Source organism: Niallia sp. XMNu-256 (genome assembly GCF_036670015.1).
Lineage (GTDB): Bacteria > Bacillota > Bacilli > Bacillales > Cytobacillaceae > Bacillus_BD.
The window spans coordinates 431,104-443,109 of sequence record NZ_CP137636.1; the positions used below are offsets into that span (position 1 = coordinate 431,104).

Sequence of the window (12,006 nt, forward strand, 5' to 3'; positions counted from 1 at the left end):
AGGTGTTGACGACACTAGAAGCATTGCTTCGTTTCGACTGGTCTATTCCTTAGACAAGAAACCCCTTCCTCGAACCAAATGGTTAGGTGGGGGAGGTTCATATTGCTAAAAGTGTATGATTAACTATATAATTCTTATAAGAGTTAATATAGATTGGTTAGAGATTCCTATTAACATTGGAGGGTACATTTCGTTGGGGACTGCACTAGTTACGTTAATTGTATTAATTTTTCTTAATGCTTTTTTTGCAGCATCTGAAATGGCATTGGTAGGGTTAAATGATAATAAGGTCAAACGGATGGCGGAGGATGGGGATAAAAAGGCAAATTTGCTGTATAATCTTATTTCTGAGCCGAGTCGGTTTCTTAGTACGATTCAAATTGGAATCACCCTAGCTGGCTTTTTAGCGAGTGCTTTTGCAGCTGATTTTTTTGCAGGCCCGCTTGCACAGTTTCTATATGATTTAGGGATTCCTTTAAGCCTAGAAGTATTAAGTACAGCTTCGGTCATCGTTATTACTGTTCTTCTTTCTTATTTTACGCTTGTGTTTGGTGAGCTTGTACCAAAGCAATTGGCCCTGCAAAAAGCGGAAGCGATTGCAAATCAAGTTGCAATGCCCTTAACATTACTTTTCAAGATCTGTTTGCCGGTTGTAAAGTTTTTAACCTTTTCCACTAATTCGGTTGTACGAGTTTTTGGTGTGGATCCAAATGCGAAAAGCGAAGAGGCAACCGAAGAGGAAATTCGCATGATGATTGATGTAGGAAGCGAACAAGGAACCATTCAAGCAGCTGAAAAGTTAATGATTCATAATATTTTTGAGTTTAATGATAAATCGGTTTCAGATATAGTGACACATCGTACAGATATGGTGGCTCTTCCTATTGATGCAACATTAGAGGAAACCGTTGAAGTAGTTAATTTAGAGAAATATACGAGATTTCCAGTTTATGAAGGCGATATTGATAATATTATAGGAATCTTTCACGTGAAATATTTATTTCAGTTTATGAGCAAGGATAATGAACAGAAATTTGATTTAAGCGAATTAATCAGGAAACCTTATTTTGTGCTCGAAACCCAGTCAATTGACACTTTATTTACAGATATGAAAAAGCATAACGTTCATATCGCAATTGTGTTAGATGAATACGGGGGAACAGAAGGATTAATTACCATTGAAGATATCATTGAGGAAATCGTTGGGGAAATATCAAGTGAGATTGATGGACCGGATGAAGAAGAAGTCAAACAACTTGCTGAAAATAAGTATTCAATAGAAGGGATCGTTAGTTTATATAAACTAGAGCCTTTATTAAAGATTGAATTACCAAAAGCTGATTATGACACCCTAAATGGTTTCCTTATTGGCGAAATTGGCTATATCCCGTCCATTCATGAACGGCCAGTTGTATCGTATCAAAACCTTCTTTTTGAGGTAATAGAGGTTTCCGAAAACCGAATAGAAAAAGTGATTGTAACGATAGAAGACAATGAAGAGATCCGTTTAGAAGATAAAGAGGAAACTCAAGATAAGGTTCAATCATAGTACAGGATCCTTTAAAAATCTTAACCTTCATCCATTGATGGGGTTAAGATTTTTTTGCGGAAACTGTTCGATGAGTCGAACGTATATAGTAATCAAACGTTTGATTACTCATAAAAGCGAACAAGCCCCTTAAACAAACGTTTGATTAAGGGATGTTTTTACCAAACAAAAGGACTAAACAAACGTTTGATTGATTAAAGCACTTTGTATTTTATTTCCATTTTTCGTGCAAAAAATTGCTAAATTTGTTTCTTTTCGATATGATGAAAGGGAAATTAATTGAAACTTACAAAGTTCGATATAGGATGATGGGTATGAAGAGAGCAAGAATTATATATAATCCAACTTCTGGTAGAGAGGCTTTTAAACGGCAATTACCAGATGTTCTTGAAATTCTTGAAAAAGCAGGATATGAAACATCTGCCCATGCGACGACAGGTGCGGGGGACGCAACCAAGGAGGCAAGACTTGCGGTTGAGCGTCGTTACGATCTGGTGGTAGCTGCCGGTGGAGATGGAACCATTAATGAAGTTGTTAATGGATTGGCTGAAAAGGAATATCGACCAAAGATTGGAATTATTCCAGTAGGAACAACGAATGACTTTGCTCGGGCTCTGCAAATTCCTCGAGACATCATCGGAGCAACTGAGGTCATTGCAAAAGGTGAGACCATTCCGATTGATATTGGCCGCATGAATGAAAAATATTTCATCAATATTGCTGGCGGCGGGCAGTTGACTGAACTTACTTATGATGTACCAAGTAAATTAAAAACAATGCTAGGGCAGTTGGCGTACTATTTGAAAGGGATTGAGATGCTTCCTTCACTTAAAGCGACTGGAGTCAGCATTGAATATGATGGCAAGCTCTATGAAGGGGAAGTCATGCTTTTTCTTGTGGGATTGACCAATTCTGTTGGTGGCTTTGAAAAACTCGCGCCAAATTCATCGATCAATGATGGCATGTTTTCACTACTTATTTTAAAGCAAACCAATTTAGCTGACTTTATTAGAATTGCGACTCTAGCTTTGCGCGGTGAGCATATTCATGATCCAAAAGTGATCTATACGAAGGCGAATCGAATTAAGGTAAAATCGGATGAAAAGGTACAATTAAACTTAGACGGCGAGTTCGGAGGAGTATTACCTGCAGAATTTGTTAATTTATATCGTCATTTAGAGTGTTTCGTACCGATTGATAAACTTCGTCCTGAAGATCGTCCTGAAAATGTATGGTAAGATTGACTATAAAAAGGATCGAGCATTTGCTCAATCCTTTTCTTGTGTTTTAATATTATTTTGCAGCTTTTGCAGCATCAACGATAAATTTAACATATCCTTCTGTGTCAGCAAGTGTGGAACCGCTTACAACATCAATCATTTTTTCACCTGGATTTTCTTGAAGAGTTGCTTCTAATTCAGCGACCGTTTTGCCTTTTACATATTCATGAATGGCAGCCATGTTCTCATCAAGAGAATTAGTAGCGCTGGCTTTTTCTTTCATGTTTTTGCTGTATTGTTCAGAGTTTTCATTTTTAGAAGCTAAAACTTTCCCAGAGTCTTTGAAACTTTCACCGAAAGCGCCATCAGCGTTAGGAACGCCTTTACTCGTTGCAGGGTCCATAAATTGGAATTCATCGATGTAAGAAGATACAATCTTGTCTCCTTCTAATGTTACAGCTGCGATACCAAAGGATTTGTCTCCATGTGGAGCACCGTTAATAACAGCTGTTTTGATCTCATCAGTACTTTCAGCTGCGGTTGTTGTTGCTTCTTTTGCAGTGTCCGTTGGAGCCGCTTCATCATTTGAACAGCCAGCAAAAATTCCGACAAGGCCTAATGCTAAAGCTAAGGTTAAAACTTTTTTCATTTTTGACATCTCCCTTTTTTCTAATTGTATGAGTTTGTGATAGCTTATAACATAAATTATATAATTTCTAATTATTTTAGCAATATAACAATAGAGGAGTTCAAACAATGCTCATAAATTCACAACACAAAGTTGTCAAAATATTTTTAAAGCCTTTAATATCAAGATTTATGAGCTGCTGTTTTAATGGGGGAAATTAAGGGTGAATTTAGTTTGTGATTAAAGTAACATTATTGTAATAAGTCAGACAAAAGTCAAGACCTGGTCCTTATGCTATGACCAGGTCTAATAAACATTATTCTTGATTAAACCATAACGGTTCCTGATCATCGACATCTCCATTATAGTTAATGAGGATTTCTTCACCAGCTTTTATATCCTTATGAGCAAAAAAGTCAAAGGTATGATTGGCAAAATTAATATCATAGTGGGCATTTGGAGTATAGGAGTGGTTAAACAACATCCCATAACCGAGTAATAGGGCAGAATGGTTTTTCCCATATTCAAATGCATAATCAGCAAGAAGTGTTTTTTCAATATGAACATGTTCTTCATTTGGATATGGGAGAGCAGGTGCCTGATGGAAAATAGTTCCTTTTTTAATATCCTCTGTAGCAAACACCCCTCGATTTAATTCCCCGTCACTAAGTGCGGAAGTTTTTACTTCAATCATATTTATCCACCTACATCTTCAAATTTTATTAAATATATTCTAGTTTGTACTTTACCACTGATTCGAATTAAAAGAAAAGCATTAGCGAATAAAATATCAACTAATGCTTTTCTATTGAATATTAAATTCCTTTATATACCCTGGCCTCATAGGGCTTTAGAGTAAAGTTCAAAGGAAGGTTTGTGTCCGCTATATGATAGTTACTAATGAGTATTTCCCTTGGTTCAAAAAGTACATCTTCCGGTAACTGAAAGGATACAGGGTCTTCACTGAAGTTGGTAATCACTAGTAGTTTTTCTATTTCGGACGTACGTAAGTAAGCATAGATCTGATCGTGATCCGGTAAAATCAGTTGATAGTCCCCGTAAACAATAATTGAATGCTGTTTTCTCAGCTGGATTAACTTCCGGTAATAATGATAAATGGAATGATCCTCTTTCACTGCTTTTTCAGCGTTGATCTCATTGAAATTTGGATTTACCTTTATCCAAGGCTTTCCACTTGTGAATCCTGCGGAGGGTTGATCGTTCCACTGGAATGGCGTTCTTGCATTATCTCTGCTTTTACTATAAATAGAATTCATCACTTCAGTTGGTTCCGCATTTTCCTCGATTACTTTTTCATGATACAAATTTATTGTTTCAATATCTTTGTAATCCTCTATTGAATCGTAACGGACATTGGTCATCCCAATTTCCTCCCCTTGGTAAATATAAGGGGTTCCTTGAAGCATATGGAGACATGTGGCTAACATTTTTGCCGACTCTACCCGGTAATTCTTGTCATTCCCAAATCTTGAAACAATGCGTGGTTGGTCATGGTTATTCCAATAAAGACTGTTCCATCCTGTTCCATGTAGGCCAGTTTGCCACTTTGAAAGATTCTCTTTTAAATCTGTTAATGCTAAAGGTTTGAGGTCCCACTTGCCATTCGGGCCAGAGTCCAGATTCATATGTTCAAAGGTGAAGACCATTTGCAATTCATTCCGTTGCTCATCTGTATATTTTTTCGCTTCCTCCACATCAACACCAGGCATTTCGCCAACAGTGATAATATCATACTTTGACAATACCTCTTGATTCATTTCTTGTAAAAACTCATGAATCCGTGGGCCGTTACGGTAGTATTTACTGCCAGATGCATATTTTTCACCTGCTTTAATCGAACCATCCGGTAAGCTGGGAACTTTCGAAATGAAATTGATCACATCCATACGGAAACCATCAATTCCTTTATCAAGCCACCATTTCATCATCTCGTATATTTCTTTCCGTAGCTTCGGATTCTCCCAGTTCAAGTCTGGTTGTTTTTTACTGAATAAATGTAAATAATATTCATCGGTCGTTTCATCATATTGCCAAGCAGAACCTCCGAAGGATGACTTCCAATTATTCGGTTCCTGTCCATTTTTCCCAGGTCGCCAAATATAATAATCACGATAGGGGTTGTTCTTTGATTTTCTTGACTCCTTGAACCATTCATGCTCATCTGATGTATGGTTTACAACAAGATCCATCATTAGCTTCATTCCGCGATGATGAACTTCGTTTAATAATTGATCCCAATCTTCCATTACCCCAAATTCACCCATGATCTTTTTGTAATCAGATATATCATAGCCATTGTCATCATTTGGAGATTCGTAGACAGGAGAAAGCCAGATGACATCGATCCCCAGGTCTTTTAAATAGTCTAGTTTCTCGATGATTCCTTTTAGGTCTCCGATCCCATCTCCATTACTATCATTAAAGCTCCTCGGATAAATTTGGTATACGACACTTTCTTTCCACCAGTTTTTTTTCATAAAAAATCCCTCCAAAGCAGCAAGGGCTTCTTTCTCAAAATAAAAGGTGTCAGGCGAATTACAATTTGTATGCCAGACACCTTATGAAAAGCCCTTAGTTTCTCGTTTATCGTAAAAAATTCTATGCTCTTAATTTAGGTAATAGATAATTGATTCATACGGTCTTAAATGTAAGTTTTCCAGATCTTTAGAAGAATTGTCATAATTGGATAGCAAGATTTCTGGTTGTGTATTTATCTTTTCGGATCGTAAATCAACCGTCACTTCTTTCCCGTAGAAATTACTGATTACAAGTAACTTTTCACCATTCCAATTTCTCGTATAGGCAAAAATTTGGGGGTCATTTTCAAAAAGCAACTGATAGTCTCCGTAAGTGATCACATCATATTGTTTGCGTAATTGTATTAACTTTTGATAATGATAGAAAATAGAATCTTGATCCTGTAATGCTTTCTCAGCGTTAATTTCTAGATAGTTTTCCGCTACTCCAATCCAAGGTGTTCCACTTGTAAATCCGGCCTGTTCATCTGTTGACCATTGCATTGGTGTTCGCCCATTGTCACGGGACTTTTGCTGGAGAATCCCAATAATCTCCTCATCGGCCATGCCTTTACTTTGTAATTCTTTATACGCATTTAAAGATTCTACATCACGGTATTGTTCAATCGAAGAGAAATTTGGATTGGTCATTCCAAATTCTTCTCCTTGGTAAACATAAGGAGTTCCTTTCATCATATGAAGCGTGGTTGCCAGCATTTTGGCTGATTCTTTATGATACTGCTTGTCGTCTCCAAAACGGGAAACGGCACGAGGTTGATCATGATTACACCAAAACAGGGCATTCCAACCTTCGCCTTCATGCATGCCAACTTGCCAATCGGAAAGGATTTGCTTTAATTTTAAAAAGTCAAATGGAGCCTTTGTCCATTTTTCCCCATTGGGATAATCAACTTTTAAATGATGGAATTGGAAGGTCATGGAGAGTTCTTCACGTTTTGGGTTCGTATATAACACACAGTTTTCTAAGGTGGTTGAAGACATTTCCCCAACTGTGAGCATATCGTATTTTGAAAAAACGTTTTGATTCATTTCTTGTAAATATTCATGAACTCTCGGTCCGTCTGTATAAAATCTTCGACCATCTCCACTATCATCGTTAGGGAAATGTTGATTTTTGGAAATCAGATTAATGACATCAAGTCGGAATCCATCAATCCCTTTTTCCGCCCAAAAACGCATCATTTCAAAAATATTTTCACGGAGATCTTTATTCTCCCAGTTTAAGTCAGCTTGTGTTTTATCAAATAAATGTAAATAATATTGACCCGTTTTTTCATCCCATTCCCATGCAGAACCACCGAACTTGGATACCCAATTACTTGGTGCATCCCCATCTACTGCATCTTTCCAAATATAGAAGTCACGGAATTGATTGTCTTTTGAAGATTTAGCTTGTTGGAACCATTCATGTTCTGTAGATGTATGGTTAACAACAAGATCCATGATTAATTTCATTCCGCGTTTATGTGTTTCATCTAGTAATTCTTGAAAATCATCCATTGTCCCGTAGCTTGGTTCAATGGAATAATAATCACTTATATCATACCCGTTATCATTTTGAGGGGACTTGTAAACAGGAGTCAGCCAAATGACATCGACACCTAAATTTTTAAGATAATCCAACTTTGCAATGATTCCTTGGATGTCACCCGTCCCTTTTCCTGTTGTATCGTAGAAACTTTTGGGGTAAATCTGGTATACAACTGATTTCTTCCACCATGCTTCATTCATCATTTAACTCCTCATTTCAATTGATTTGGTTTTTGTATTTGTTTTTGGGAAAAATGCTGTTATTAGTTAGAGGTTCATAACAGCTATATTGATTAAGCTCATAAGAAAAATGCAGCTATTGAGGTTGGGATAACTGCATTTTTGTATGGTTCCTAGAAAAATACAGTTATTGTAGGGGTGATAACAGCAATATTACAAACTTGTTGGGAGTTTGCTGTTATCGAGGGTACGATAACAGCAATTATGTGGAACCCTTCGAGAATATGCTGCTATCGAGGGTACGATACAGGCAACTTTGCGTAAACTTTCGAGAAGTTGCCGCTATCATTAGTTCGATAACGACAAATTTGCTCAACTCTAAAAGATATTGCTGCTATTAAGTTCGGATAAAGGCAAAAATTACCCAACTCCCAATAAAATTGCATTTATCTAGGCATTTTCCGTTTTGCAATCACTAACGTTATGATAAATGGAACAACAATAACGATTAACATGCCGATTAGGAAGGTAATCATGCTGCTATCGATTGATAAAAACGCAGGGATTCCTCCAACTCCAATGGAAGATGCTTGAACATTACCTACTGTAATAAAGGCACCCGCAATAGCTGTTCCAATTAAGGCCGCAAAGAATGGATAACGGTATTGTAAATTAACACCGAACATAGCTGGTTCTGTTACACCTAACCAAGCGGAAACCCCTGAAGTTCCTGCTAAGCCTTTCAATTTCTCGTCCTTTGCTGCTAAGAACATGGCAAAAACTGCAGAACCTTGGGCAATATTTGATAAGGCAACAATTGGCCACAAGAAAGTCGTTCCGGTGCTGCCGATTAATTGTAAATCAACGGCAAGGAATGTATGATGCATTCCTGTAATGACTAATGGTGCATAAAGAGAACCATAGACAAGTCCGCCAATTAGTGGTGCTGCCTCAAAAATAGCGACTAATCCATCTGTAATCCAACTACCGATTGTAAAAGTAACCGGTCCGATTAAAATAAATGCTAAGAAACCAGTTACGAGCAAGGCAATGGGTGCAACGACTAATAATTGCAAGGAATCAATGACACGCTTTTTCAACCATTTCTCGATACTAGCCAAAACCCAGGCGGCAACTAACACCGGCAAGACTTGTCCTTGATAGCCCATCATATTCACGTCAAATCCAAACACATTCCAAGTTGGCGCATTTCCTTCTGCTGTAGCTACTGCATAATCACTAGCAGGCATTAATGCCGGATGGACAAGGATTAGACCTAGAACAATTCCAAGTAAAGGATTTCCGCCAAAACGTTTCACTGCTGACCAACCAATTAAAGCAGGGAGGAAGGCGAATGCCGTACTAGCGATGACATTAATCATGTCAGCCACACCAGCCCAAGATGGGTACATTTCAATAATCGATTCGTCTGTAAAAATCGGATTAACTAAAATATTATTAAGTCCAAGAAGCAAACCGGCTGTTACAATCGCTGGAAGAATGGGTATAAAAATATCAGCCAGAGTTTTAATCGCACGCTGCAGCGGATTTAACTTTTTACCACTGGCAGCTTTAACATCATCTTTTGAAGATTCCTGAATACCGGTTTCAAGTACCATTGCTTTATATACTTTATCAACAGTACCTTGTCCAATGACAATTTGATATTGACCATTGGTAGAGAAGGTGCCTTTTACAACATCTAGCTTTTCAAGTGAATCTTTATCCACAATCCCTTCGTCTTTTAAAGCAAATCGTAGTCTTGTCACACAGTGTGTAGCTGCATCGATATTTTCCAAGCCGCCAACCGCTGCAACAATTTTATTAGCCTCTTCGCTGTATTGCATTCCTTGATTTGATTTTTTGTTAGTTTGTGAATTGTCAGGGGGAGCTTCTATTTCAGTACCCTGCAACGAAAGTTCAAGTAATGTCGACTCGCCGGCAATAACTGTGCTATCGGTTGTTTTTCCATAAGAGGCAACTTTATCCCCATTAGTCACGATGATTGGTGTAATATGGCTTGCGGCTTTTTCCTTGATTAATTGCAGATCAAAAGTGACAAGCGGATCACCAACTTTGACATGTTCTCCTTGTTTGACATGTACTTCAAAGCCCTCACCATTCATGGTAACAGTCTCAATTCCAATGTGAATTAATAGTTCAATTCCTGATTTACTTCTTAAACCAACAGCATGTTTAGTGGGAAAAGTTAAGATGACTTCTCCATCAACAGGTGAAACCACTTTTCCATCCGTTGGTTCGATGGCTATGCCATCCCCCATCATTTTTCCAGAAAACGTGGGATCTGGAACACTCTCAAGTGGTGTAACTTTTCCACTAAGTGGTGCAAAAATGGTTTCTTTCTGATTTAGGTTTACCATAAGTAACCCCCTCTTTCATTACTGATCTATGTTTACTTAAGAAATTTGTATATACAAGCTCTATATAAAGTATATCCTGTATATACAAGTTTTGCAAATGCTTTCAAATGGAAATTTATTACTTATTTAGCACATGCTTTTTGTACCGAAGGCTTGCCCAGGTGCAGAAGTGTTATGTAAAAATGGTTCTCTTTAAGGACTACCCTCTTTTTCATGTTTTAAGCTAAGAATCCTACTGCTTCCGCTTGATGACCGTTATTCATAATTTAATTAAGTAAGGTTTCCATTTAGTTATTTTTTTATCCGGAGGCTATTTATGATACAATTTTGGGAAAAGGATCGATACTATATGTAAAGGAAGAAACTCATGTCAAAAACATTACCTGTTCAAAAGAACGAATACATAGATGTTATATTTGAAGATTTAACTCATGATGGAGCCGGGGTTGCAAAGGTGGATGGGTATCCACTATTTGTGCCGAACGGTCTTCCAGGTGAAAAGGCTAAAGTGAAAGTGATAAAAGTAAATAAAGGGTACGGATTCGGGCGTCTTATGGAAATAACGGAGAAAAGCCCTTACCGTGTGGAACCAGAGTGCTCCATTTATAAAGAATGTGGGGGTTGTCAGCTCCAGCACTTGAGTTATAAAGGTCAATTAGTAGCTAAAGAAAAACAAGTGCGAGACGTTATGCAGCGAATTGGGAAACTGCCCAATGTTAAGATTCACCCCGTATTAGGAATGGAAGAACCTTGGCGTTATCGCAATAAATCTCAAGTACCGATCGGCGAGCATGAAGGTGGATTGATCGGTGGTTTTTATCAACAGCGCAGCCATCAAATCATTGATATGGAAACTTGTTTAATTCAGCAGGAAAAAAATGATGAGGTCGTCAAAAAGGTGAAGGAAATTTGTCGTACTTATGGAGTGCGGGCTTATGATGAGCAAAAACATAAGGGAGAGCTTCGCCATATAATGGCCCGTTATGGCTTGAAAAGCGAGGAAGTCATGGTCGTTTTCATTACGCGAACAAATGAGTTAACGAATAAAAAGAAAATCATTGAGGCAATCGTTGAGTCAATTCCAAATGTGAAGTCAATTGTCCAAAACGTGAACCCGAAAAAGACGAATGTTATTTTTGGTAATGAAACTCAGGTTCTCTGGGGAGAAGAAGTGATTTACGATTCAATAGGGGACATTCGATTTGCGATTTCCGCAAGATCCTTTTATCAAGTCAATCCTGAACAAACAAAGGTCTTATATGACAAGGCGCTAGAATATGCAGGCTTAACAGGAGAGGAAACGGTCATTGATGCGTATTGTGGGATTGGAACGATTTCTCTTTTCCTTGCTCAAAAGGCAAAGAAAGTTTATGGAGTGGAAATTGTTCCCGAAGCGATTGAAGATGCGAGAAAAAATGCAGAGTTAAACGGCATTACAAATGCAGAGTTTTCTATTGGAGAAGCGGAAACAGTCATCCCCCAATGGTATGAAAAGGGTGTAGTCGCGGATGTACTTGTTGTAGATCCACCGCGTAAAGGCTGTGATGAGAAATTGCTGCAAACCATTATTGACATGAAACCGAAAAAGGTCGTCTATGTTTCCTGTAATCCAGCTACTTTAGCCCGGGATTTACGGATTTTAGAGGATGGAGGGTACCAGACCGTAGAAATTCAGCCAGTGGATATGTTTCCGCAGACGATGCATGTGGAGTGTGTGGCGCAACTCATTTTAATAGAAGGCAACTAACCCTTGTGGTTGTTGCCTATTCTTGTTCTTGTAAGGATTTACGAGGTTGTAATGAATACGAAGATTACCATCAACGCTACAGTTTACTTTATTCATAAATAGAGCAAGACTTGAGGAGTTAAATTTTCTTAGTATTGTAACTTCATTAGGTTTATGCCTAAATCAACTGCATAATCTCTCGCTCAATTTTTTCAAATTTCCAATAATTCCCAA

General features: G+C 37.9%; 8 protein-coding genes. 3 read left to right on the forward strand and 5 right to left on the reverse strand.

Annotated features, from left to right (window positions below):
• Positions 1–193: 193 nt before the first annotated feature.
• Both R4Z10_RS02205 and R4Z10_RS02210 read left to right on the forward strand, forming a co-directional pair.
• Positions 194–1,549, forward strand: coding sequence for a hemolysin family protein (locus R4Z10_RS02205; protein WP_338471608.1), 1,356 nt, complete (start codon positions 194–196; stop codon positions 1,547–1,549).
• Positions 1,550–1,863: 314 nt separating this feature from the next.
• Positions 1,864–2,787 (forward strand): diacylglycerol kinase, encoded by a 924-nt coding sequence (locus R4Z10_RS02210; RefSeq protein ID WP_338473140.1) that lies wholly within the window; start codon positions 1,864–1,866, stop codon positions 2,785–2,787.
• Between the two features lie 55 nt (positions 2,788–2,842).
• Here R4Z10_RS02210 and R4Z10_RS02215 read toward each other — a convergent pair whose 3' ends face one another.
• The 5 genes from R4Z10_RS02215 to treP form a co-directional block, all read right to left on the reverse strand.
• A complete protein-coding gene (locus R4Z10_RS02215) occupies positions 2,843–3,418 on the reverse strand; it encodes a hypothetical protein (protein WP_338471609.1) in 576 nt (191 codons plus the stop codon).
• Positions 3,419–3,713: 295 nt separating this feature from the next.
• Positions 3,714–4,091, reverse strand: a complete 378-nt coding sequence (locus tag R4Z10_RS02220; protein ID WP_338471610.1) for an SET domain-containing protein — start codon at positions 4,089–4,091, stop codon at positions 3,714–3,716.
• A gap of 121 nt (positions 4,092–4,212) precedes the next feature.
• Entirely contained in the window at positions 4,213–5,895 is a 1,683-nt protein-coding gene (locus R4Z10_RS02225; RefSeq protein ID WP_338471611.1) for an alpha-glucosidase, read from the reverse strand.
• 129 nt (positions 5,896–6,024) lie between these two features.
• On the reverse strand, positions 6,025–7,686 hold the full coding sequence (gene treC, locus R4Z10_RS02230; RefSeq protein WP_338471612.1) for an alpha,alpha-phosphotrehalase: 1,662 nt from the start codon (positions 7,684–7,686) through the stop codon (positions 6,025–6,027).
• Between the two features lie 425 nt (positions 7,687–8,111).
• Complete coding sequence (gene treP, locus R4Z10_RS02235; RefSeq protein WP_338471613.1) at positions 8,112–10,046, reverse strand: PTS system trehalose-specific EIIBC component; 1,935 nt, start codon at positions 10,044–10,046, stop codon at positions 8,112–8,114.
• Between the two features lie 367 nt (positions 10,047–10,413).
• Here treP and rlmD point away from each other — a divergent pair, with 367 nt between their 5' ends.
• Complete coding sequence (rlmD, locus tag R4Z10_RS02240) at positions 10,414–11,793, forward strand: 23S rRNA (uracil(1939)-C(5))-methyltransferase RlmD (protein WP_338471614.1); 1,380 nt, start codon at positions 10,414–10,416, stop codon at positions 11,791–11,793.
• Positions 11,794–12,006: the final 213 nt, after the last annotated feature.